Annotated in this window: 22 protein-coding genes; 8 read left to right on the top strand and 14 right to left on the bottom strand. The window is 40.5% G+C overall.

The window, feature by feature from the left end:
* The 9 genes from AAFN64_RS05375 to AAFN64_RS05335 all read right to left on the bottom strand — a co-directional run bounded on the left by AAFN64_RS05375 (nt 1) and on the right by AAFN64_RS05335 (nt 11,722).
* Nucleotides 1-3,357, bottom strand: coding sequence for a hypothetical protein (locus AAFN64_RS05375; RefSeq protein WP_347759530.1), 3,357 nt, complete (start codon nt 3,355-3,357; stop codon nt 1-3).
* Nucleotides 3,358-3,365: 8 nt separating this feature from the next.
* Nucleotides 3,366-4,973 carry a T9SS type A sorting domain-containing protein gene (locus AAFN64_RS05370; protein WP_347759529.1) on the bottom strand — a complete coding sequence of 536 codons (1,608 nt, stop codon included), beginning with the start codon at nt 4,971-4,973 and terminating at the stop codon, nt 3,366-3,368.
* Nucleotides 4,974-5,243: 270 nt separating this feature from the next.
* Nucleotides 5,244-5,501 (bottom strand): hypothetical protein, encoded by a 258-nt coding sequence (locus AAFN64_RS05365; protein WP_347759528.1) that lies wholly within the window; start codon nt 5,499-5,501, stop codon nt 5,244-5,246.
* A gap of 559 nt (nt 5,502-6,060) precedes the next feature.
* Entirely contained in the window at nt 6,061-7,647 is a 1,587-nt protein-coding gene (locus AAFN64_RS05360) for an ABC-F family ATP-binding cassette domain-containing protein (protein WP_347759526.1), read from the bottom strand.
* Nucleotides 7,648-7,862: 215 nt separating this feature from the next.
* Nucleotides 7,863-8,888 carry an NAD(P)-dependent alcohol dehydrogenase gene (locus AAFN64_RS05355; RefSeq protein WP_300486754.1) on the bottom strand — a complete coding sequence of 342 codons (1,026 nt, stop codon included), beginning with the start codon at nt 8,886-8,888 and terminating at the stop codon, nt 7,863-7,865.
* Between the two features lie 202 nt (nt 8,889-9,090).
* Complete coding sequence (locus AAFN64_RS05350; RefSeq protein ID WP_300486751.1) at nt 9,091-9,633, bottom strand: GNAT family N-acetyltransferase; 543 nt, start codon at nt 9,631-9,633, stop codon at nt 9,091-9,093.
* A gap of 93 nt (nt 9,634-9,726) precedes the next feature.
* A complete protein-coding gene (locus AAFN64_RS05345; protein WP_347759524.1) occupies nt 9,727-10,338 on the bottom strand; it encodes a nucleosidase in 612 nt (203 codons plus the stop codon).
* A gap of 172 nt (nt 10,339-10,510) precedes the next feature.
* The gene (locus tag AAFN64_RS05340) at nt 10,511-10,687 is read right to left on the bottom strand and encodes a histone H1 (protein WP_136402700.1); all 177 of its coding nucleotides are present in this window, start codon (nt 10,685-10,687) and stop codon (nt 10,511-10,513) included.
* Between the two features lie 123 nt (nt 10,688-10,810).
* Nucleotides 10,811-11,722: an NAD(P)/FAD-dependent oxidoreductase gene (locus tag AAFN64_RS05335; protein ID WP_300486743.1), complete on the bottom strand. Its 912-nt coding sequence runs from the start codon at nt 11,720-11,722 to the stop codon at nt 10,811-10,813.
* Between the two features lie 529 nt (nt 11,723-12,251).
* Here AAFN64_RS05335 and AAFN64_RS05330 point away from each other — a divergent pair.
* The 6 genes from AAFN64_RS05330 to AAFN64_RS05305 all read left to right on the top strand — a co-directional run bounded on the left by AAFN64_RS05330 (nt 12,252) and on the right by AAFN64_RS05305 (nt 17,998).
* Nucleotides 12,252-13,226 carry a ribonucleotide-diphosphate reductase subunit beta gene (locus tag AAFN64_RS05330; RefSeq protein ID WP_300486740.1) on the top strand — a complete coding sequence of 325 codons (975 nt, stop codon included), beginning with the start codon at nt 12,252-12,254 and terminating at the stop codon, nt 13,224-13,226.
* Nucleotides 13,227-13,241: 15 nt separating this feature from the next.
* Nucleotides 13,242-14,939 carry a ribonucleoside-diphosphate reductase subunit alpha gene (locus AAFN64_RS05325; protein WP_347759522.1) on the top strand — a complete coding sequence of 566 codons (1,698 nt, stop codon included), beginning with the start codon at nt 13,242-13,244 and terminating at the stop codon, nt 14,937-14,939.
* A gap of 146 nt (nt 14,940-15,085) precedes the next feature.
* Complete coding sequence (locus tag AAFN64_RS05320; RefSeq protein WP_300486734.1) at nt 15,086-15,727, top strand: FadR/GntR family transcriptional regulator; 642 nt, start codon at nt 15,086-15,088, stop codon at nt 15,725-15,727.
* A gap of 109 nt (nt 15,728-15,836) precedes the next feature.
* Entirely contained in the window at nt 15,837-16,670 is an 834-nt protein-coding gene (locus tag AAFN64_RS05315) for a sulfite exporter TauE/SafE family protein (RefSeq protein ID WP_300486731.1), read from the top strand.
* Between the two features lie 11 nt (nt 16,671-16,681).
* The gene (locus AAFN64_RS05310; RefSeq protein ID WP_300486729.1) at nt 16,682-17,068 is read left to right on the top strand and encodes a DUF1634 domain-containing protein; all 387 of its coding nucleotides are present in this window, start codon (nt 16,682-16,684) and stop codon (nt 17,066-17,068) included.
* Between the two features lie 78 nt (nt 17,069-17,146).
* Complete coding sequence (locus AAFN64_RS05305) at nt 17,147-17,998, top strand: aldo/keto reductase (RefSeq protein WP_347759520.1); 852 nt, start codon at nt 17,147-17,149, stop codon at nt 17,996-17,998.
* A 42-nt stretch (nt 17,999-18,040) separates the two neighbouring features.
* Here the strand turns inward: AAFN64_RS05305 and dapB are convergent, their stop codons facing one another.
* Complete coding sequence (gene dapB / locus AAFN64_RS05300) at nt 18,041-18,841, bottom strand: 4-hydroxy-tetrahydrodipicolinate reductase (protein ID WP_300486724.1); 801 nt, start codon at nt 18,839-18,841, stop codon at nt 18,041-18,043.
* A 212-nt stretch (nt 18,842-19,053) separates the two neighbouring features.
* Between dapB and AAFN64_RS05295 the strand changes: the two genes are divergently transcribed.
* A complete protein-coding gene (locus AAFN64_RS05295) occupies nt 19,054-19,950 on the top strand; it encodes a 3-hydroxyacyl-CoA dehydrogenase (protein WP_347759518.1) in 897 nt (298 codons plus the stop codon).
* Nucleotides 19,951-20,332: 382 nt separating this feature from the next.
* On the opposite strand, the gene AAFN64_RS05290 is transcribed toward AAFN64_RS05295, so the two are convergent.
* Nucleotides 20,333-21,181 carry an EamA family transporter gene (locus AAFN64_RS05290; RefSeq protein ID WP_347759517.1) on the bottom strand — a complete coding sequence of 283 codons (849 nt, stop codon included), beginning with the start codon at nt 21,179-21,181 and terminating at the stop codon, nt 20,333-20,335.
* 30 nt (nt 21,182-21,211) lie between these two features.
* The gene (locus tag AAFN64_RS05285; RefSeq protein ID WP_300486716.1) at nt 21,212-21,679 is read right to left on the bottom strand and encodes a GNAT family N-acetyltransferase; all 468 of its coding nucleotides are present in this window, start codon (nt 21,677-21,679) and stop codon (nt 21,212-21,214) included.
* A 325-nt stretch (nt 21,680-22,004) separates the two neighbouring features.
* Here AAFN64_RS05285 and AAFN64_RS05280 point away from each other — a divergent pair, with 325 nt between their 5' ends.
* On the top strand, nt 22,005-22,538 hold the full coding sequence (locus AAFN64_RS05280) for a DUF308 domain-containing protein (protein ID WP_300486714.1): 534 nt from the start codon (nt 22,005-22,007) through the stop codon (nt 22,536-22,538).
* Here AAFN64_RS05280 and AAFN64_RS05275 read toward each other — a convergent pair.
* Together AAFN64_RS05275 and AAFN64_RS05270 are read right to left on the bottom strand one after the other, a co-directional pair.
* Nucleotides 22,533-22,760 carry a hypothetical protein gene (locus tag AAFN64_RS05275; protein ID WP_300486712.1) on the bottom strand — a complete coding sequence of 76 codons (228 nt, stop codon included), beginning with the start codon at nt 22,758-22,760 and terminating at the stop codon, nt 22,533-22,535. The two genes, AAFN64_RS05280 and AAFN64_RS05275, sit on opposite strands and share 6 nt — an antisense overlap.
* A gap of 131 nt (nt 22,761-22,891) precedes the next feature.
* Nucleotides 22,892-25,324 carry an outer membrane beta-barrel protein gene (locus tag AAFN64_RS05270; RefSeq protein WP_347759516.1) on the bottom strand — a complete coding sequence of 811 codons (2,433 nt, stop codon included), beginning with the start codon at nt 25,322-25,324 and terminating at the stop codon, nt 22,892-22,894.
* Between the last annotated feature and the right edge of the window lie 97 nt (nt 25,325-25,421).

The raw sequence follows: 25,421 nt of genomic DNA, 5'->3' as shown, positions 1-25,421 counted from the left end.
TTAGTTGGTTCTATAATTGGTATCATATTCTTCCATGATATTTCCGTCATGGTCTTTAATACGTTTTAAACGTAACAGACTATCATATTCGTAATAGGTATTGCGGCAATTCGTATCGACGGTTCGGGTTAATAACTTCGTAACGGCATCATAATAGAACATGGTTACAATACTTCCCGGATAACTCTGATTTAGTCCACATGGTGCTCCCGGTGTTAGTTCCGGTAATGGAATCGGATTGGCCGTATCATTGGAACCTCCCGAGGCATAGTTTTCTATTTTAAGCAGCAATTGGTTGCGACTGTTGTACTGATAATAGGTCGCAGCGCCGTCTTTTTGTAGCACCTGCGCCATGTTTCCGTATCCATCGTATTTTTCAATCAGGATACGATCTTCCAAAGCACCGGCTCCTTTTGAAATACGAATAATTTCCGGTAAAATCCGGTTCGGATTGTTGTTCCAGCTTTTGAATAGCGTTACTTTGGTTCCTTGCGCCGTTGGAAGTCCATCACTAGGCCCTTTAAACGTTTTTACCATCATTGGTTCCGAAACCATATTAAGTTCCACCAACTTGCCCATCGCTTCTTGTTGTATTGGTGTTGTATTGGGAATCAAATGCGGTTGATCTGCATAGACATAAGTTACATGAGTTACGGTACCTTCTTCACTGGTACTGCTGATAACCGAAGTAGGCAATCCGATCAAACTGTTATAGCGGTAATCTTCTGTTGTGGTTATGGCTGTGCTTAAAAATGGTCCCACAAAATCGACTGTTTTTTTCTGAATGAGCTGTTTCTTACGGGCAATTAACGTATACTTCGCCAAATCTAAATTATCGGCTCCACTCGAAGGGAACAAACAGTTATAATAGGCATATCCACCAATAATACCCGTAATACTGGCCATATCTTCATACTGATATGCATACGTTTGTTGCCGCACCATAACTAAATTGTTTCCGCGTTTAATCAAATCGGCCTCTTCCATTAGCGTTCCATGGTAAATATCTTCTGCATTCCCCATATAACTACCTCTTTCGCCCTGAAAAACAGTACTACCTACCAAATGGATATCTTCGTTTATAGCCAATGGCACGTTGTAAAAACGTTTGTATTTTCCGCCTAATTCAAAGCTATCGCCTCCATAACTCACAATCACTTCTCCGTACTTTCCTTCAAGCTGAAATAACGGTATTTGGGATTGTGATGAGAGTGTTTTAAAGTTGATATCCAATTGTTGTTTGTGTTCCAACGATGCTTCGCCACCGCCATTACAACATTGCATCAACTGCCAACTGGTTGTATAGGAATAGTTCTTTTTAAAAACAGCCAGATCTAACGGGTTTTTAGCAACATCTGCCAATCCCGTATAATAATATCGTTTGATAAAAGCATTTTGAGATTCGGCCGTATAATCGGTAACCCGTTTTACCCGAAGTGGGCCGTCATCGACTAACTTCATTCCTTTTACATAAACGAAATATACTTCGGCATCGAATTGCATCGTCGAAAATTGGTAATTGTTATACAGTTGTACATAATACTGATGGTCTTTTTTCACATCAAATGTAAAATCTACTGAAAAGTCATAACTTCCGGTCCCTATTTGCTGGTTACCATCCGGCATTCGGAAAGTAAATTGCTGTACGGTATTATCCGTTATATCCGTAATTTTCAAAATGATTACATCAGTGTGTCCCATTTGACTATTACTGATAATGTTTGCCACCCCTTTAATGGTTTGATCCATATAAATTCCGGTAAAACCAAAGGTTCCGTCCGGGTTTTCGTAAGGGTTCCCCATAATGGAAGCAGTTGTCGATGTTTTATTAACCGGATTTCTCCCCGGATTATTCCGCCAAATGCTCATCTGTACTCCTGTATTCCCATAATCCAGTTCTTTCGATTTGACCATTTCATATTCAAATTCTGTATACCCTTTGGTAGGAAAAATGATCTTTTTTAAAGCACCTTTAACGGCATAAGAAAAATCAGAACTACGATCAGCCAGATTCGAATAGTAATTATAAAACAACGGATCTGTATTTTGCGGTAATGCAGTTGTGTTTGACTTTCCGTTGTAATAGCCCAATACATCTTTCGCCTGACTGCTCCGACTAGGTAAAAGACCAGCCTCATAATACTCCAACTCATATTGTTCGTATTTACGTCCGGCACCATAGTTTTTGTTTTTATTAAACTCCACTTTGGTTAGGAAAAAACGATCTGATGTAGTTTGTGTTTGTGGAAAATAGTACGTTAAATCGATGGTATTGATCACTGTACTTTCTTCTTTTACCGTAATACTGTTTAATACTTTTCGGTAATTCTGAATCGAACCGGTCGTGCTGTTAAATAGAATTTCAGTAGCTCCCTGATTCCCTACGATCTTGGACAGCGTTTTACCATTGGCAATGATATTATAGGATGTGTTTATATCGTGGCTCATTTCGGTAGTCGCCGGTCGGATACACTCCCGATGCTCAGAAGGTCTTTCCCACGTCTTAACTGTTAAGCTTTCGTTGGTTTCCAATCGAATAGTACGATTAACATCATCACTCACATATTCCAATGTAATTATTCCATTTATAGGGTGCTGGATTTTTGTCAGATAATAAGCCGTAGGAACATACGGATTATCAATACGATTACCCAAAAAAGAGGTTTCGGTAGCATTATCACCACCAAAATAGTATTTTATACCATCGGGTGTCGTGATACAAAATTCCCTCGATTGTCGCAAGCGTGTTTTTAGATCAGAGGCTGGCCCGATGATCTCAATTTTCAGGTTACTATCCGCTTTAACCAATCGTGGTACAAACTGTTTGTCCAAAAAGAAACTTCCGGAATAGCCCGGCAAGTTAAACGTAAACACATCTGGTTTGATATCGTATAACTTCCGTCTTTTAGCAAGAACCGTATTTAGCCACGCCGTATACATGGAACCGTTTAATAAACCAGCCGGCACAATCGTATCGGCCGTGATACGACCATCGAGATTATCCGCTTCATCGCCTTTATCATGTACGGTACGGGTAATCACACCACCAGCACTCAATACCCAGTTAATTCCGGTCCAGGTGGCCGGTTGGCTTACTTTAACGCCAACCGCATTATAATCTAAACTAACCGGCAAAGAAAGCTTTCCGGATTTTAAGGTGTAAACAGGAATCGCCGCATTAACCATTCCGGTATATTCGCTAATCGGAATGTCGCCAAACTTGGTAATTGCCTGTGCATCGACCGAAGGTTTGGTAATATCCGGAAGTACCATTGCGGTGGGACTAGGTGGCAGGTCTTGGGCCGTAGTTGTCCCATAAAGCCCTAAAAGCAGTAAGGTGAGTAGTATTTTTTTCATGTAATTTCTTATTTAGGTTGGATGCCCTTGATGACTTTTACCGAATTGTGTTGTACGTTGGTACGGATTTCTACGATATAGATACCTTCCGGGTACTGACTTAAGTCAACCGGTACGGTACGACTATCGATCGAAAACTGTTGCAGTTGACGTCCCGAAAGGTCAAATACCGAAGCAGTTCCCGTTTGGAAGTCGTAACCCACAATGATGTTCGTGAATTGTTGCGCCGGGTTCGGAAGGGCTTCAATCGCCGGTTTGTCCAGTTCTTTTTTGTAACGATCTTTAAGTTTTACCACCCAAAAATCGCTACCGCCATGTCCGCCGCTTTTATTACGCGAGGGCTTCCCTTTGGAGGTTCCGGCAAGCAGATAACCACCGTCACGGGTTTCGATTAATCGGCCTAAGATATCTTCCCCATCACTTCCTACGGTTTTACTCCATACTTCTTCGCCTTTATCGTTTATTTTTACCGCGATATAGTCGTTGATGTCTTTTTTATCTTTTTTGCCTTCGCCTACTTCCGTATGGGCATAACCACCGATCAAAAACGTATGATCGTCATTCTCAATGATCGAAGTTAACAGGTCGGTTTTACCGTAATTATAGGTTTCCTGCCAGATGGTTTGTCCATCCGTGTCCAATCGTACCACCCAGAAGTCGGTTCCTTTACCGTTGGCCTTACTTTTATCGTTCGACGGGTTCGAATTGGAACTTCCGCCTAATAAATAGCCGCCGGTTTTGCATTGGATCAATGCCGTCAGGTGATCATCGCCATTACCCCCTATGGTACGTTGCCACTCGATACCTCCCTGTTTGTCAGTTTTAAGGATCCAGTAATCACCCACACCTATATTGTCGTTGAGTTTGTTTCCGGAAGCCGGTGAGTTGGAGTAACCGCCAATGATATAACCACCATCGGGAGTTTGTTCGATTGTTTTTAATTGATCAAGGTATTTTCCGCCATAGGTTTGTTGCCATTCGATCGTACCGTCCGAACGCAATTTGACCACCCAGTAATCCAGGTTACCGAAGTTCGCTTGCGTTTTGTCACCGGATTTTCCCGATGCGGACGAACCGCCTACAATATAACCGCCATCTTTGGTACGACGGATACAAGCCAGTTGCTCCTGACCGTTTCCGCCAATAGTGCGTTGCCATTGTTCGGCTCCTTTGGCGTCGAGTTTTACAATCCAGAAGTCATCATGACCTTTGGAATCATCTTTTTTTCCGGCACTTTTCGGGGAATCCGATACACCGGCCAGAATAAAACCGCCATCGGTTGTGAGTTGTACACTTTGAAGAAAATCCATACCGGATCCGCCATAGCTTTTTTGCCATTCGGGTGATCCGTGTTCATCCATTTTCCAGAGCCAGTAATCGAAATTACCGCTCGAAACCATTTCTTTGTTTCCGTTTTTGTCGGATAAGGAACTGCCAGCTAAGAGGAACCCATAGTCGGGCGTGGGCAGTACGTCTGCGAGGAACTCGGCATGTTTACCACCATACGATTTTTCCCATAAGATATCCTGTGCCTGGGATACCATCGGAAAAAGGCATGGCAATAGTAGTGCCGAAATCCTGCCTTGTAATAAGGCACGATTCGTCATTTTTGTCATTAAACAGTTGTCAATTAAGTTAGTGGACTGCAAAAATAATTCTTTATTATCGCTCTTCAAAAAGAAAGAATTGCAATCTGTGAAAAATAGAATCTTTATAAATTAAACCATATTTTTTCGCTACATATTGACCATTTATAAAAAAATAAAGGGTTTATTATTCACAATACGTACATAAAAAAACTAATCCTATAGACACCTGACAGGTTTTAAAAACCTGTCAGGTGTAATTCCGTAAGCACGGTTTTATAATCAATGCCTTCAGGTTAATTAACTAAAAGTGAATTTTTTCCACGGAATCTGAGATACGTCCAATTTTGATAAAAATGCTACTATATCTTTTCTTCCGTAATATGTTGGAACACCTCTTGAATCTTGTGCCATAAGAATGATTGGCATTCCAGAAAAATATTTTGAAAACTCTCTCCTTATATCATCTCTTTGGTTTGAATTAAGGACATTTGATTTTACAATAACAATAGCGAATTGTTGACCTTGTTCTTTAATAACTGCTCCTTCTATTTGCATAATTTTAAAATTTTTAAACAATATATTTTTCCTGATTCTAGATCTGAACTCCTAAAATTTAATGGCTTTTTCAACATTAAATTTGGTGATCTATCTTGATTTTCAGTCACAAATAACGTCAACAAAATTATTATTCCATTACGGGAAACTGTAACATGCAAACAAATTTCATCATATCATACAATACGTATTTATACTTAATTTTTTATATTATAATTTTAGTTAGACTTGTTATTCACACAAATAATTTTCTTTATCTAAACTGATTCAAGGCTATTTTTTAAATTAGTAAAGAAAAAGAATCTCAGCTATAGTAATCTACGCAACCCGGAGGCACGAATTTGAATTCCGTGCTTTCACATCTACTTATACGATTATTTCTTTCCCAATATGGAGCTGTTCCAGAAAAGTAGCATCTTGAGAAACTACAATCAACGTTCCTTAGTATTCATTGATCGAGATCTTTTATTCGCAATATGCATCAAAATAATTATCTATACAGGCACAAAATTGCAAACACCTGACAGGTTTTAAAAACCTGTCAGGTGTAAAGAAGTAATTATAGTACTATTTCTCTCTCAATATGCAGCTGTTCCAAAAAAGTAGCATCATGGGAAACAACAATCAGGGTTCCTTTGTATTCATTTATCGAAGCGGTAAGAATTTCTATATTTTGCAAATCCAGATTATTTGTCGGCTCATCCAGAACAATACAGTCGGGCGCTTCATTTCCAATCGTAAGACCACAAAGCAACAAACGCATTCGCTCTCCACCACTAAGGACTTTACAAGGCTTTTGCCAGTCATCATAAGTAAACAGAAACCGATTTAAACGCATTTTTATCTCGTGTTCCGGCAAAGCAGCCGTATTGAACTGTTGCGCCTGCTCGTATACCGTTATACCATTATCGATTAAGGAATATTCCTGATCGATATAGATTGTTTTAATCGGTATTCTGTGAATTATTCCGGTTTTAGGTTGCAAATTGCCTAAAATAATCTGAATCAATGTGGTCTTTCCGGAACCATTATCTCCTTTTATCGTCAGGCGATCGCCGCTTGCGATTTCAATATTCAGATTATGTTTCCATAGTGGCCTATTGTCATACGAGAAATTTAGTTCCGTTGCTTTAAAAAATAATTTGCCTTTATGTAGTGCCGGTAGTCCAAAACCAAATTTCATTTTGTCGCTATCCGGTACTGTAGCTCGTAAATTTTGCAATTCTTTGGCGATACCGCCTATTTTTTCGGCATGAATGCTTTTTAGTTTGGAAGTACTGTTTTCAGCTTTATTCCGCATAGTATTGATCATTATTCTTGCCACTCCGGATTTCTCCTGTTTGCCTTTTCCTTTTGCATCCAGTTTTTGTTGGCGCTCCAAGGTTTCCCGTTCTTTTTCTTTTGCTTTTTTTAAGGCCTTTTCCTTGCTTTGAATATCCTGGTGTAAAGCATTCTTTTCGATCTCTTTTTGAGTGGTATAAAAATCATAATTACCGCCATAGGTCGTAATCCCGTTTGGTGTCAGTTCGCAGGTTATATCGAGTAGATTTAGCAACTTGCGATCATGACTGATTACAATCATCGCTATATTGGACGATTGGATAAAGTCGTATAACAACTGACGTCCGGCACGATCCAGGTGATTACTGGGTTCGTCCAATAAAACCAATTCCGGTTGATGTATGGCAATTCCAGCCAGAAAAACTTTTGTTTTTTGTCCGCCGCTTAACGTATGCATCGGCTGATTCAGGTCGATACCGTCCAATTGCCAGTAGCACAAAGCTTCCCGACAACGTTCTTCCAATGTCCAATCGTCGTTGAGCGTCGTAAAATTTTCTTCAGTTACAGTACCGGAGAGGATTTCGGATAGTGCCTGTAATTTTCTGTCAATCCGTAAAGCTTCAGCTACGGTAAGCTCGTTAAATTGTCCGAATACCTGTGGTATATAATACGGTTCGGTACGAATAGTACACTGACCTCCGGAAATTGGTACAGCTCCGGTGATGATCCGAAACAACGTGGACTTTCCTACGCCGTTATGCCCTATTAAGGCTATTTTGTCATAATTGTTAACAACCAGATTCAGGTCGTCAAATAAAAGCTCCCTATTGGGATGTATATAGGAGACATGCTGTAAAATCAACATAATTTCTTTCTTTAGAGGTGAAACAAAACACCCGGGAGCACTTTGCAGTCCCCGGTTTTAGTAATGCCTGAAAGAAATTATTTTCACATGTAGATTACATTTTTGTACGACAAAGATAAAATTTTTATCGCAATTCCCGATTTATTTTCCCGTATCACAATAAAAAAGCGACTGCTGGAAAATTCCAGCAGTCGCTTTTTATAATTTATGATGGTTTACGGGATTAAAACGGCACGCCCTTTTATCTGTCCGTTTCGCAATTTGTCATACACTTCCACCGCCTGATCTAGCTTGTATTTTTCGACTTCAATATGGATTTTCTTTTGTCGGGCCAACCCGATTACTTCCATAAGTTCAGTACGCGAACCCCAATACGGATTGGTCATACTGACACCAAAAGGTAAGCCATTCATATTGTATTCGTATTTTCCACCGCCCAAACCAACAATAGTCAGATCGCCATCCAGGCCAACTACCTTCGTGCCAAGGTCAATTGTAGACGATGCGCCAACAAAATCGATTACGACTTTGGCTTTTCGGATACCGGTAATGTTCTGGATTTGCGCTGCCGCATCTTTATCCATTGAATTGATGGCATGGGTAGCACCCAATTTTTTAGCAAATTCCAATCGCTCCGGAGTAATATCACAGGCTATAATCGTAGCGCCGCTCATTTCCGTTAGTATTTGTAAAGCCACGTGGCCCAATCCTCCTACTCCGATCACTACGACATATTCATCCGGCATTAATTTGTGTAACGATCGCTTGATGGCCGAATAAGGCGTTAAAGCCGCATCGGTTAAAGGTGCTGCGATTACCGGATCGAGGTCATGAATGGGAACCAATAAACGGGAAGACGGCACCAACATATAGTCGGCCATACCACCGTTAAGTCCTAATCCACCGCCAAAAGCTTGTTCTGACTGATGATCACAATAATTTTCCTGTGAATGCTGACACGGTTTACAATGTCCACATCCCCACGGACCGTAAACCAATACGGCATCACCTTTTTTAAAACCCTTTACATCCTGTCCCACTTCTTCTACCCAACCGGCATTTTCGTGTCCTAATGTAAACGTAACTCCCGAAACAATTCCTTCATCAATAATATGTAAATCGGAATGACAAACACCGGCTCCTCCAATTTTTAATAGTACTTCATCCCCCGACGGAACCGGTTTTTCCATATCGGTTACTACTCTGACATCTTTATGTCCAAAATATCGTACTGCTTTCATACTTACTGTTTTTTAAAGGTTAATCTTATAAATTTAAGCAAATGCGATTTAAAAAAAGTTATATAAGCGTTAAATCTGTCACCTCCAAGTCAAATAATACTTTCCGGTTATCACTATTTCGCTTATCGTTTAAAACGTGATCCAAACCTCTTTCTAAAAAAAATGACGACTCTTTTCGGGTCGTCATTTTATTATCGGTTGATTATTTTTTTTCGATGGTTTCCCAATCCTGTTTTCGGATTCGATAGATAAAATTCAGTTTGGGCGTTTCGCCATGATAGGCTATATTTTCTTCGGCAATTTTGGTGACTCCAAGTCGTGATATGGCAATCTGCGAACGGTAGTTGGTCGCGCCGATATGAAAGTCAATGGCAGCGACATATTGAAAAGCATAATCCATCATGAGTCTTTTTACAGACGGGTTGATTCCGGTTCCCCAAAATTGTACCGCATAAAAAGTATAACCAATCAGAATCGTGTTTTCTTTTTCATTATAATCGTAAAAACGGGTACAGCCGGCGACTTCTCCAGTCGCTTTGTCTACAATTTTATAGGCTCCTTTGCTTTGCATCGCTCCGTCGAAAAAAACACGAAAAACGGGTTCTTTCCATCGATCTTTATTGGGATGTTGTTCCCAAACTTTAGGATCGGAAGCCAGGGCAAAAAGGGATTCGAAATCGGATTCCTGTAAGGGATATAATTGGACTTTATCGTTTTCTAACGGTGTTTGAATGGAAAATAACATGGTTTTTTTTTTGATATTTCAAAATTATCCAAAAAACGGACTATCCCTATAGACCATTCTTACAAAAAAGGCTACTCCATTTCAGACGCTACCTTACACGGTTGACTGAGAAGCAATGACAATCGAATCGAGTACTTTTTTAAATGCTATTGCTGCATTATGTACCTGTATCGTCCAGTCTTCGGCTGCGGAACCATCGGCTCCGTCCGAAATATATTTCAAACATAAAAACGGAATTTGTTCCTGTTTTGCGATCAGTGCCATCGCATAGGCCTCCATGTCCACAACGGTATAATCGGTCGTATCATGATTGGTTTCAAAATTGTCTCCGGTACCACAAATTCCGTCCGGTAACCCCGGAATTGTTACTCCGTATTCCAACACGATTTCCTCGTTCGAAAGTGGCGTTTTATACAAATCAAATCCCAATCCTCTCACGTCCATATCGCGTTGTATAAAACGGGTACAGTTTACTACGGTTCCCTTTGTAAAAGTGTTACTCCCGGCCGATCCAAGATTTATGATCAACTCTGGTCGGTTTAGCTGAATTTCACGGGTCAAATGATAGGCTGCGTTGACTTTTCCGATACCGACAAACAGTGTTTTTTCATTTTGGAACAATTCTCCGGCTTCCGAATTTAAGGCAAATACATAAAGCGGATTGTCCTTTACTAATTGCGTTATCGTTTTTGATTGGGTATCCAAGGTTTTTAAAATTTAAGATAAAAAATAAATAGCAATATCGTATTCCTGTTTTAGTCCGGCAAAGATACAGAAAACCGATGGCTCCAAAAACAAAATGCCACCGGTAGTCCGGTGGCATTCGATGTTGTTATAGTTCAGCGTATCTACAAACGAAATACCTGTGCTATAGCTCTTATTTTTTAGATTCTTCTACAGATACTTTTCTGAACTCTTTTAATAATTTGCTTAATTCTAAAGCAGATTTACGAGCTCTTGTTCCTGCAGCTTTATTTCCTTTTTCAACTTGTAATTCTGACTCGGCTTTGAATGCATCAATTTCGGCGTTGATCTTCGTTAATAAGTCTTTCATAATATATATTTGTTAAAAATTAAAAAACAAAAATAGCATTTTAAGGTTAGGAAAAAAGCTTCCGGAAGGGTTAATTTTACTTTTACTGCCTTCCAAAAACACTACCAATTAATAATCAGCGACTTATATTTTAACAAAATCTTCTGCCGACAGCTCATTATTGATAAAAGCACCGGCCTGAGTCCCAGTGGCGACGGCAACTGACACGGTTCGCATGCTGGAACAATCGCCCGATGCAGATACACCTTCGACCGTAGTTTTAAAAGTCGGATCGATTTTTAGCAGTCCCATTTCATTTATTTCGCAACCCAATGCTTCCGGTATCGGACAATTTTGTGTAAACTCCGGACGGGAATAAATCACCTGAAGCGGTATACTTGTCTGATCTTTAAACACGATCCTCTTTAATTTTCCCTGCTCGTGTTCGAGGGAAGCAATCTCTTTTTCTATAATTGCAATTGAATTGCTTTTTATTATTTGTACCTGCGCCGCCGAAAGTGTCGATTTTCCATTGGTATAAATCGTCAGCTTTTTGGTCCAGTTAAAGATAAGTTGTGCATAATGAAAGGCTATATCTCCATTGGCTATAATTCCGGTCGGTTGTTGTTTTACTTCATATCCATGACAATACGGACAATGTAATACCGAAATACCCCAACAAGCTGCGAAGCCATCAATATCCGGAAAATTATCTTTTAAACCGGTCGCGAATAACAGTCGTCTGGCGGTAAAAACGCTACCGTCATCCGTTTTGATTTCAAAATTCCCGTTTGTTCTTTGAGCCGCTGTTGCGCTACCCTTATAAAAACGGATCGTCTCGTAACGGGCTACCTGTTCCCTGGCAATTGCGGCAATCTGTTGTGGCGTTTCTCCGTCCTGTGTCAGGAAATTATGGGAATGCGGTGTTTGCCGGTTACAGGGTTTTCCATCGTCGAGAACCAACACCTGTCGCAAAGCCCGTCCCAGACTCATCGCTGCGGATAAACCTGAGTAACTTCCTCCAACAATAATAACATCATAAGTCGTTTTTGTCATAGCTTTTTATGTTTTATATAGAAATATCAGGACAAGAAATGTCCATTCGGGTACAAAAATACAATTATTTCAGTAAACGCAACTTAATTGCGTTTATTTTTATAACTATTTGATTCAAAAGAAATAATCAGAATACGGCTACAAACAGCTTATTTAAAATCATTTTAGATAAAATTACCTTATTCGACTGCGATTTTATACGGGCACAAAATAGTACCGGATACAAACTGTTGATAAGTCGTTTTAAAAAACAAAAACAGATCGGAAGAAAAGCTGTTTATAACTTTTTTTGGATACCGGGCAAGTCGCCACAATCCTACTACTTTCCGTAAAATTGCCTGCTGTTGATAACTCTTTTTTACAGGTTCGAAAGGGGCTGTTGATAAAACATCCGGATTTCTTTCTCAAATCTTTTGACCAAAAATCAGGCTTGTCGTACCTTTGAAAAATACCGGACAAGCTTATTTCCGATCGGAAAAAAGCCCGACGCTACCTCCCCAAATCAGGTTCAATTTTAAATTCTATATATATGTCAATTTTCGATAAACGAATCAACTATAAACCGTTTGAGTACCCGGAGGTACTGCAATTTACTGAGGCTATCAACAAATCGTACTGGGTACACAGTGAGGTTGATTTTACAGCCGATACACAGGATTTTCATTCCCATTTGAGTTCGGCCGAAAAAACGGCAATCAAACATAGTTTATTAGCTATTGCACAAATTGAAGTGGCCGTAAAAAGTTTTTGGGGCAATATTTATGAGCATTTCCCAAAACCGGAATTCAACGGATTGGGTAGCACCTTTGCCGAATGTGAGTTCCGCCATTCGGAAGCCTATTCCCGTTTACTGGAAGTATTGGGCTATAACGACGAATTCGAAAAATTACTGGACATTCCGGTAATCATGCAACGGGTAAACTATTTGTCAAAAGTTTTACAGGATACTCGCTCGGAAGACAATAAAAAATATGTCGTTGCGCTGATTTTGTTTAGTATTCTGATCGAAAATGTATCATTATTTAGTCAGTTTGCGATTATCCTTGCCTTTACCCGTTTTAAAGGATATATGAAGAATGTAAGCAATATTATTGCCTGGACTTCGGTAGACGAACAAGTGCACGCCAACGCGGGTATTTATATCGTAAACAAAATTCGCGAAGAACACCCGGAATATTTTGATGCGGAAACCATCGACCTGATTCGCGAAAGCGTTAAAGATTCGATCAGTGTTGAATCGGATATACTGGACTGGATCTTTGAAGAAGGTGAAATTGAAATCATTAAAAAACACGATCTGGTGAATTTTATGAAGTTCCGTATCGACGAAAGTCTTAGTCAGATTGGTATTGAGAAAGTATTCTATGTATCTCCGGAAGACTATCAGGCTATGGCATGGTTTGAAGAAGAGGTATTTGCGAATAGTTTGGATGATTTCTTCGCTAAACGTCCGGTTGACTATACCAAACATGACAAAAGTATTACCGCTAACGATTTATTTTAATTTGAGTTTTTAAACATGCAAAATATCCCACAAACCAATAGCGAAATCGCAACCGACAATGCCCCATTACCAAAATTATGGTGGAAAAATTCAGAAAGTGAGCAAATCTTAAACCGGGGTTACCTTTTAAAAGGAGAAACCGTTGAAGGCGCCATCGACCGGATTTGTAGTGCTGCAGCACGTCGTTTGTTTCGCCCGGAGCTAAAAGAATCCTTTCAGGAAATGATCGAACGCGGCTGGATGAGTATCAGTTCGCCGGTTTGGGCCAATATGGGAACCGAAAGAGGTTTACCGATCTCCTGTTTTAACGTACACGTTCCGGATCATATCGAAGGAATTACCCATAAATTGGGCGAAGTGATTATGCAGACAAAAATCGGAGGCGGTACTTCGGGTTATTTCGGAGAATTGCGCGAACGCGGTAGTGCCGTAACCGACAATGGGAAAAGTAGTGGTTCTGTAAGTTTTATGAAACTATTCGATACGGCTATGGATACCATTTCGCAAGGTGGTGTTCGCCGTGGTGCCTTTGCCGCCTATCTGGATATTGATCATCCGGATATCGAGGAATTTCTAAAAATCAAAAATATAGGTAATCCGATTCAAAATCTATTTACCGGAATTTGCGTACCGGATTACTGGATGCAGGAAATGATCGACGGCGATACCGAAAAACGCCATGTTTGGGCCAAAGTACTCGAAAGTCGTCAGCAAAAAGGACTTCCATATATTTTCTTTTCCGATAATGTGAATAAAAATAAACCGCAGGTCTATAAAGATCTCAACATGCGTATCAATGCCAGCAATCTGTGCAGTGAAATCATGTTGCCGTCTACAAAAGACGAATCGTTTATCTGTTGCTTGTCGTCGATGAACCTGGAATTGTATGAGGAATGGAAAGATACCGAAGCCGTTAAACTGGCTATCTTTTTCCTGGATGCCGTATTACAGGAATTTATCGAAAAAACGGAAGGAAATTATTACCTGACCGCTGCGAATAAATTTGCAAAAAGACACCGTGCGTTAGGACTTGGTGTACTAGGCTGGCATTCGTACCTGCAAAAAAACATGATTCCGTTTGAAGGTATGGAAGCTAAAATGAAAACCACCGAAATTTTCAAACACATCAGTGATAAAGCCGATAAGGCAACTCAGGAACTGGCGCGTATTTACGGTGAACCGGAATTGCTAAAAGGATACGGTCGTCGTAATACCACTACGTTAGCTATTGCTCCTACCACATCGTCTTCGGCCATTTTGGGACAAACCTCTCCGGGAATTGAACCGTTTAGTAGTAACTATTATAAAGCCGGACTTTCCAAAGGGAATTTTATGCGTAAAAACAAATACCTTAAAAAACTATTGGAAGAAAAAGGGCTGGATAACGAAGAAATATGGCGCGGTATTATGCTAAATGGTGGTAGTGTTCAGCATATTACAGAGTTGACACAACAGGAGAAGGATGTTTTTAAAACCTTTAAAGAAATCAGTCAGTTGGAGATTATCCAACAAGCGGCTATCCGTCAGAAATTCGTGGATCAGGCACAAAGTTTAAATCTGAATATTCCTTCGGAATTGCCAATCAAAGAGGTAAACAGCCTGTTGATCGAAGCCTGGAAACTGGGTGTAAAAACCTTGTATTACCAACGTAGTCAAAGTGTTTCCAAAGAATTTATCACCAATCTGGTGAGTTGCAGTAGCTGCGAATCTTAAAACAGATAAAAAACCAACCCGGTTTTCAATTTAAAAAGGACTTTATTAATGCTAATAAAGTCCTTTTTTAGTTCTTCGTCACAAATCTGTCCCAAAAACATCCGCCTTATCATCAAAACATCTTATGTTTGTATAAAATAAAGCTTATGAAACTGTACACCAAGATTGTCAACAGTATAAAAGAAGATATTGCAAACGGGGTTTACCAACCCGGTGAAAAAATTCCTGCCGAACCGGAATTAATGCAAAAATATGGCGTAGGTCGATCGACCATTCGGGAAGCTATAAAAACATTGGCCATTTCGGGAATCCTTAAAGTCAAACAAGGTTCCGGTACTACGGTGACCAACAATTACCAGGAGCTGAATATGGAACAACGCCTGCAACGGGCTGATTTTAAAGATGTCAATGCCGTTCGAAAATTGTTGGAAGAAGAAATCATACGTCTCGCAACAGCCAACCGAACGGAAACACAACTGACCGAAATCACACACTGTCTGGAACGTCGGAAAACAGCCATACTCGCGGAAAACCCGGAGGAATGTGCCAATGCCGATATCGATTTTCATATGGCGATTGCCTTTGCCTCCGGGAATAAAGTACTGGCCGAATTATACTATGGTTTTACCGTGATTCTGCGTAATTTCTTTGCGGCTCGCGAACCGAAAGGTATAACCCAGTTTGCCATGAACCATCACCTACACGAGCAGTTGCTGGAAGCACTGAAATCACAACAGGAAGCTGCCGGAATCGCTACATTACGAAAAATACTCGATCAGAATCAGTAAACTCCGGTGTTAAAATTAGTCCAAAAAAATTCAAAACATCATATGTTTAAATAAAAGAGCGTATGTTTGCATTGAATTAACACGATTACAAATTAAAATCCGCAATATTATGTCTATACTAACCTTTACCCTAATCCTTTTATTAGGCGCCTATCTGGCTGGTCTTTTGGGATCCCTAACCGGTTTGGGCGGTGGTGTTGTCGTTATTCCCCTATTAACACTGGCTTTTGGTGTGGATATCCGTTATGCCATCGGAGCTGCTTTATTGGCTTCGATCGCTACCTCATCGGGATCGGCCAGTGCCTATGTAAAAGAAGGAATTACCAATATCCGACTGGGTATGTTTCTGGAAATTGCTACCACCATTGGAGCCGTTATCGGTGCGTTGATAGCCGTGTATACGCCTACCAATACGATTGCCATTTTATTTGGTTGCGTCCTGATTTTCTCCGCCGCAATGACCTTGCGAAAAAAGAACCAGTCCGCTTTGACCGAAGGAAGTCCGCTTTCCTATAAACTGAAATTAAACAGTACCTACCCCACTCCAAACGGAGAAGTTCCGTATAAACTCAAAAATATCGGAGCCGGTTTTTCAATTATGACCGTGGCCGGTGTACTTTCGGGTTTACTAGGAATTGGTTCCGGCGCTTTAAAAGTATTGGCCATGGATGCGACCATGCATATTCCGTTTAAAGTGAGTACGACTACGAGTAACTTTATGATTGGCGTTACGGCCGCAGCGAGTGCTGTTGTTTACCTACAACGGGGGTATATGGATCCGGGAATTGCTTTTCCGGTGATCATCGGTGTATTGGCCGGTGCTTTTACCGGTTCGAAATTACTCACCCGAATGGATCCAAAAGTATTGCGAATTATTTTCTGTGTGGCGATCACTTTTGTCGCATTGGAAATGATTTATAACGGTTATCACCATAAATTTTAAAACGACGCCTTATGAAAAAACATATTTCAGATACCGATGTACAGCAACTGGTGGGAAAAGTGTTGCGTTATGGCGTTTTAACAGCCTGCTTTCTGGCCATTGCCGGTGGTGTTGCCTACCTGTTACATCATGGCGGATCGCCCGTTCCTTCCTATCATACTTTCCAGGGTGAAGGTGCAGCATACACCACTTTTGAAGGGATTCTAAAAGGTGCAATGGCATTAAACCCTACCGAGATCATACAGTTTGGCGTATTGGCCCTGATCGCGACACCAATCCTGCGTGTGGTACTGTCGCTATTTGCTTTTATTCTTGAAAAGGACAAAATGTATATCGTCATTACCCTAATCGTTCTCAGTATTATTATGACCAGTATTTTTGGCGGACTGAAGGTATAATACAACACGAATTTAACATCTTTTCACCTTTGAATTGGTACATTTGAATCTATCATAACTCTATAAATCACAACCATCATGCATAACAGCATTCCAGATTATACGCTTAATAACGGGGTTAGCATTCCGGAAATTGGTTTCGGAACCTGGCAAACACCCGATGGAGCAACCGCAGTACTAGCTGTAAAATCGGCTTTGGAAAACGGATACCGACATATCGATACCGCTGCGATCTACGGAAACGAAAAAAGTATCGGTCAGGCGATTGCCGATTCGGGAATTGACCGTAAGGAATTGTTTATTACCAGTAAGCTTTGGAATTCCGAGCGTGGCTACGAAAGCACTCTAAAGGCTTTTGAAAAAACGTTAAGTGACTTACAAACGGATTACCTGGATCTCTATCTGATTCACTGGCCGGCAAATGCCAAACAGTTTTCCGATTGGAAACAAAAAAATGCCGATACCTGGCGTGCTTTCGAAAAATTATATCAGGACGGAAAAATCAAAGCGATCGGACTGAGTAATTTTATGGTACACCATCTGGAAGCCTTATTGGAAACGGCTACCGTAAAACCGATGATCAACCAAATCGAATACCATCCGGGTTATCTACAGGCGGAAGTCGTAGCATTTTGTAAAGCAAACGACATTTTGATCGAAGCTTGGTCGCCACTGGGAACCGGAAAAATGCTAAACGATCCTACTTTATTGGAAATCGCAGCAAACTATACCGTTTCGGTGGCACAATTATGTATCCGTTGGTGTCTGCAAAACGAAACCCTGCCATTACCTAAATCGGTTACTCCGGAGCGAATCAAACAAAATCTAAACGTATACCATTTCGAGATTTCGGAAAGCGATATGAAACGTATCGATGCCCTGCCCTATATTGGCGGATCGGGCTTACTTCCCGACGAAGTGGCTTTCTAGCTAACTACAGACCTGATCGGCAACCGATCAGGTCTACTTTTATCAATCCATTACGCTATCCAATCCTCTTTTAAAACCGGTAAAACTGCTTACTTTTTTAATCGCCAGTAAACCGCCTTTTACGTAGGGTTCGGCTCCGGTTCCGGAATCATGACGAATCGTAAGTCGTTCGTCTGTAAGTCCGAAAATGGTTTCCACCGAAATGGTATAACTGGGCAAACGCAACGCATGTACCCGAACGCCATTCATCTTGGCACCCCAAACTTCCGGTGGTCCTACTCTGTCGGCTTCGGCAACCGTTTCATTCGGAACCTGTACTTCCGACAACCGTTTTACCAATTCCCGTACCGTACCGCTTGGCGCATCCACTTTCCGGTCGTCGGCATAATCGATTACTTCAAAATTCGGAATATACTTTGCCGCCATCTCCGAAAATTTCTGTAACAATACCGCCGTAATCGCAAAATTCCCTACAGCGAGTACCGCTACCTTATGTTCTTCGGCCAATGCCGCAATTTCATTGTAATCGGCGTCAGTCAAACCGGACGTTCCAATCACCACATGAACTCCTTTCCGGATCGCAGCCATTACATTTGTTTTTGCACTATCGGGCTTGGTAAATTCGACAAAAACATCACAGGGTACTGCCTCCAATGCCTCTGTAGCGGTTTCGTATACCGGAACTGAAACCGCTCCCAATCCTAATAACGCGCCTAGATTCTGACCTTTTGCTTTTCTTGAAATTCCGGCAACCAATTCCAATTCCGGATCCGCTGCCACGCCCCGGCTTAGTGCCGAACCGGCCCATCCGGTAGCACCGGCAATACATACTCTTATTTTCATCGTTTTTTCTTTTAAAGTTACGGATTTTACAATTTCAATCCGTCTTCGGTGTGACTAAAAAAAGTTACTTTTTTATTTTCAAAACCCTTTTTTTCGTTTCAATTTTTGCTCCATTTTGTGTAACTTTAACCTGATACGATTTCCAATTGCTACTCCGGAAATTGTTTCAACCGATAACGCATACAACACGATTTAACTAAAAAATATTTATCATGCCGATTCAAATTGTAACTGTAGCCGGAAGTGGTGTTTTGGGAGCGCAGATCGCGTTTCAGACGGCATTCCACGGCTATACGGTAAATATTTATGACATTAATGATACCGTATTGGAGAAAGCCAAAGTAACGTTTCACAAGCTAGGTGAAGCCTATCAGCAAGACCTGAAAGCAACGTCGGAACAGGTTCAAAAAGCTCTTGAAAACATTCGTTATTTTTCCGATTTAAGCAAAGCCGTCGACAACAGTGATCTGGTTATTGAAGCCGTTCCTGAAAATCCGGAGATTAAAATTGATTTCTACCAGAAACTGGCCGCCGTAGCACCTCAGAAAGCCATTTTTGCGTCGAATTCGTCCACCTTATTACCGAGTCAGTTTGCTGCTGCTACCGGTCGACCGGAACGGTTTTTAGCACTACATTTTGCCAATGAAATATGGAAACACAATACCGCCGAAATCATGGGACATCCGGGAACGGATTCTCAGGTTTTTGATACCGTGGTGGCTTTTGCCAAATCGATCGGAATGGTGGCTTTACCTTTGCATAAAGAACAACCGGGTTATATTGTGAATTCCTTACTGGTACCTTTGTTGGGTGCCGGACTCGGACTTTTGGTAAAAGGTGTCGCCGATGTGGAAACCATCGATAAAACCTGGATGGTAGCGACCGGTGCGCCTGTAGGGCCTTTTGGAATATTAGACGTCGTGGGCATTACAACAGCCTATAATATTAATAAAATTGCAGCCGACAAAACAAAAAACGGCCATGAACAAAAAGTGGTAGACTACCTGAAAACACATTTTATCGATACCGGAAAACTTGGTGTTGCTACTGGAGAAGGCTTTTATAAATATCCCAATCCGTCCTATCTTGACCCTGATTTTCTAAAATAGTCCTTTGGTTCTATTTCTTTTTCGAATTACCTTTGCATTCTGTATATCATCCCTCTTTACTACTTGTATAGAGGGATTTTTTATTGCTGTATTTATGAAAAAGATTGCCTGTTTTTTACTTATCATCCTTTTATTTTTTTGCTGTGCTGTAAAAAAAGACGCGTCTTTTATCAATACGGAAATTGATTTCGATACGTTGTTAAAACATAGTATTCCGATCAATCATACACTACCGAATTGTAATTTTCACATGTCTAAAAGATGGTAATGTGGCGTATCCATACGTTTTGCCCAGTGCCTTTCATACGTTTGGATTAAAGCAATTTATAAAGAAAATAATGCAATTAGTAGTCTGATTTTTCACATTTAAAACGATACTTTATTACTTCTTAATTGTTAGTGTAGCCCCTATACTGGCAGCAATTACGCAGCCTATGGCGATTCCTTGGATAAGGCTTAATTGTTCGTTTAAAAAGAGTAATCCCGATAAGGCCGCAAATGCCGGATGCAGACTCATCAAAATGCTAAATGTTTTCGATGGCAATTGTCGTAAAGCCCCCATATCGAGACTAAATGGAATGGCACTGGTCAGTAAAGCTACAACCAGTCCCAATAGTAGTAAATTACCGTTTAATATGTTCAGATCGCCACTAAAAACGCCAACAGGAATCACAAACAGAGAAGCAAACAACATCCCCAACGTTACCGCATCGCCGCTTTTCATTACTTTGGAAATCTTACCGCCTATTACGATATAACCCGCCCAAAAAGCACCGGCCAATATCGCTAATAGAATTCCCAAAACATCAACAGTGCCTTCATTCCATGGAGCAATCAGGAAGATTCCCAATCCGGCCAGTAACGCCCAAACCCAATCCAGCAGTTTGTGCGATCCAGCCAATGCCAACACCAATGGGCCTAAAAATTCCAGTGTTACACCCAATCCCAACGGAATCCGTTGAATCGCAAAATAAAAGATCAGGTTCATTGCTCCGAGGCATAATCCGTAGAGTAACCCTAAGAGTAGTTCTTTTCGTGTCAATTTTCGAAAATCCGGTCGGAAAAATCCATATAAAACCATTGCCGAAATACCAATTCGCAGGGTCGCTACGCCACTAATTCCTAAAACCGGGAACAGTTGTTTGGCCAGTGAAGCTCCGGATTGTATACTGATCATCGATAAAAGAACAGCCGGTATGGCTGGCAGGGCAATTTTTTTATTCCGGAACATTCGCTTTTTGAGTTTATTTTTTATGTTGCGTTACGATTCGTACAACAAGTCCATCTCCATATATACATCGGCTCTTTTGTATTTCGAGCTGTCGATTGGCTTATGTACAAAGCCATACTTTTGATATATTCCAACGGCGGTTTCCAATTGTGTTTGCGAATATAAGACCAATTTCTGAAGTTGTAAGTCCCGTGCCAGTGCAATTGCCGCTTCACATAATAGCTTACCGGCTCCCAATCCCTGGTATTTTTCATCGACCGCCATTTTGGTAAATTCCATAACACCATCGGCCACTTTTCGCAAAGCAACGGTACCAATAACCTCGTTTTGATATACGGCAAATAAAATCTGTCCGCCGTCGTTTAAAATCGCTTCTTCCGGATGGGTCAACACGTATTCGTCTATCGCTTCAACTACAAAGTATTTTTCAAGCCAGGCCTTGTTAAACGCCTCGAAATAGCACTGGTATTCCGGTTTGTATTTTTCTATAGTGATCATTTTGGTAAATTATTTTTTGTACCCACAAATTTCGCAAAAAGACAGCACTGTGTACAGATACAATTTCTTTAATTTTATAGGACACAGATTTAATCTTTCGACGGATTCAGAGCGATTCCGGATTACTTTCTTTGGATGACAAGACGTTTTTTATACTCCATAAGAGCATACTGCCCTACCTTTTTAATTTTTTGTCCCAATCAGGCACTATTTTTATACTGATTTTAAGATTTAAATAGTATATTTATTGTGATTTCAAACTTGAAAAAACTATAGCGTTTCCAATCGCTTTAGCATACGATTTAATTTAATTGCTTAGAAAATTATGAATAACAAGCTTATTTTTCTGGTATTGGGTTTACTTTTTATCGGAGTTGGAATAGGAGTGTTTTGTACACCCGTAACTTCATATGCCGCACTAGCCACCTTATTTAGTGTTACTTTCCTTGTAAACGGTCTTTTGGAACTGGGCTATTATATTACCCAAAAAGAAAAGGTATATGGCTACGGATGGGGCGTATCGGCCGGTATTCTCGATTTGGTATTGGGAATTTGCCTGTTGGCCAATCCGGAACTTTCCGAAATGATACTTCCCTATTTTATCGGTTTTATGCTTTTATTCCGTTCGTCCACCATATTCGCGCTGGGTTTTGAACTCCTTTCGCTAAAACGACACAATTGGGGTTGGTATATGCTTTTCGGAGCCTTGGGATTCCTATTCTCTCTTTTCCTGATTCTGAATCCGCTTTTTGCTGCGATTACCATAATTACGTGGACTTCCCTGAGTTTTATTACCATCGGGATTTCCAAAATTCTGTATATTATGCTTTATCCGCAAAACATACAACCTATTCTATAATTCGTTTTTTCCGCCCGACGGATTCTCCTGTTTCATTTTCCGTAGCCATAGCGTCACACACCAAATAACGGTAATTCCAAAAAGGGCAAATAACGGGATGTAATAGTGCTCAAAAAAAGAATGAAAATACGTCCCGATGATAACATAGGCCGCAGCAATACACAGCTTTAACGGGATAAACTCCGCATTGGTCCAGGTGGTTTTAAGACTGAAGAAACCCATAGCTTTCATTTTTTAAAATCGGTTAATCCACTACAATTTAGTGAATTATCAAATAGCATCGTCTGTTTTTCTAAAAAAGAAAACCGCCGTATCATTTCGAAACAGCGGCTCTCCCGAAGGTAGTCTCTTTTTTAATTTTTCATTCGTTTTTTAGTTTCGTCGTCTTCGATGTTTATCTTCCGTGCCGACTGACTTTGATCACCAAAATTATAGGTAAAAGAAACGTTTAGAATACGGCTGTCCAGATTGATGTTTTCTTTCATATTGATATTGTTAAACTGCATGGTTCTATAAAACCGTCGGCTTTTAAAAATATCATTTACCGCCAGTTTTACCGTCGCTTTATCCGAAAACAGCTTTTTCTGGATACCGGCCGAAACGACAAAGAAATCCTTGCGCTCGAACGTACTGTATATCGATCGGGAGTTGTACTGGAAACTAAATTCCGAGGATAAGCCTTTTTTAAACCTCAGACTGTGTTGCGAATTAATCGTATAACTCCATATTCCGGTCGCGATATCGGTTTCGTTTTGTTCACCACTAAATTCATTTCGGTAGAGATTTAGAAAACTGCTCGAATCCCACCAACGGGTTAGTTTTACCGAAGATGTCAGACTCATTCCGTAATTTTTTCGCGTACTCAGGTTCTCGGAACGCAATATTGTAGTATTGGTATTGTCAATCTGAGTGATTGCATCTACAATAACATCACTGGTTGTACTGTAAAAAAAGTTGATCATATGCTTACTTCGAAACGAATAGCCCCATTCTACCGAATGGGTTAACTCCGGTTGTAAATATGGGTTTCCTTCATAAAAAATAAACGGATCCCTAAAAAAACGGAACGGGTTCAGATCATAATAATCCGGTCGGTCGATTCGTCTGCTATACGACAATTGAACGGTATGCGCTTCGCTGATATTCTTTTTTAGAAACAGACTTGGGAACAACTGCGTATAATTTCTTTTTACAACGGAGTTCATCGTAACCTGATTCCCTTCCGCAATGGTATGTTCGGCACGCAATCCGGCCTGAACATCGATAAATCCGAAGCTTTGTTTGTAGTTGATATAACCGGCATGGATCTGTTCCTTATAAATAAAATGGTTGGTCGTTCCTTGATCAATCGCCCAGTTACCACCGGAAATCGTATCGTAACGCACATCATTATCCGATTTTACAAAACTGCTTTTCCAACCAGCTTCAAATGACAGTTTTTCTTTTACCCGATATACATAATCGGCTTTCGCTACAAAAATAGTGGTACTCGAAGGTGTCATTCCTCTTCTTGTTGATTCAGAAGCACTCTGTACCGGTGTCGGATTAAATTGGGTAGCCAGCAGCGCATTGTCCCGAAAACGGGAATGGGTATAATCGACATCCGCGCTGATTTCCTGTTTTTCACTGTCAAATTTGTGTAAAAAGCTACCGTTATAACTCATACTGTTCCATTTGGAATAGTTATGGTTATTGGTGAGCGCATCCGACAGCAGACTTGAATCGGCCGAACGAACCTTGTTTTCCGACATACTATTGTTGGTATAACTACCGATATCACCGCTCACTTTAAAGCCAACAAACGTATGCTCGGAAAGATCATATTCCAATCCGGCTTTAAAATTGTTGGTTTTTAACGGTTCGTCGGTTACACTGTACTGATTTGATACTTTATCGAGTCTTTGCCGGGAAGCATCTGTATAGAAACTACGATCGAAAGTAAAAGTTTCGCTTTCGCCCCGATAGTATTGATCATAACTTCCGTAAAAATTGTATTTCCCGGTTTTATAATTCAGGTTTAATCCGCTGCCGAAACGGTTTTTACGGCCACGTCCATAGTTGGCATTTACCGAACCGTTAAATCCGTTACGGGCGTTCTTTTTAAGTTTGATATTGATCACTCCGGCATTTCCCGCGGCATCGTATTTGGCCGAAGGATTGGTGATTACTTCTATAGCACTAATAGAAGATGAAGAAGTTCCTTTTAAAAGATTGGTGAGCTGTTGTTGGGACAAATAGGTCTTTTTATCGTTGATCATAATCGTAACCCCTTGTTTCCCTCGCAGGCTTATATTCCCGTCGTTATCGACCATAACGCCGGGTGCTTTTTCCAACAATTCCAATGCGGTATTCCCTTCAGACAGTACGCTGTTTTCAACATTCATCACGATTTTATCCGATTGCAACTGGATTAACGGCTTTTTGGTTGTCGTTTCAACAACAACTTCATTTAACAATTTCCCATCCTGTTTTAGGTTGATCAAAGGAAGAATCTGGTTGTTACCGCTTTCCACTTTTATAGCGGGCGATTCGTAGTTTTCATATCCTAAAAAGCTGGCTTTAACAGTATAAGTTCCCGGTTCAATCGTAAATAAAAAAGCGCCATCCGCATCGGTTACCGTTCCATTCACTATTTTTTTGGTTTCCCAATCGAGTACTACGATGTTTACAAATTCCATCGGTAAGGTTTCACTAGCGACTTTACCGGCTAGCGTTGTTGACGTTTCCTGGGCGTATATAACACACTGACTGCATACAACCAGTAGTAATAGGTAAAATTGTCTCACGGTTTTGTAGTTTATTGCGGACAAAATTACCAATATTTAGACTAAATAAAAATAATAATCTTCTTAAAATGGTTGTTAAATATTACTTAAAATCGGA

It is taken from the genome of Flavobacterium sp. CAU 1735, assembly GCF_039888695.1.
In the GTDB taxonomy this organism is placed as follows: Bacteria; Bacteroidota; Bacteroidia; order Flavobacteriales; family Flavobacteriaceae; genus Flavobacterium.
This window is presented reverse-complemented; position numbering and strand designations above follow the sequence as displayed.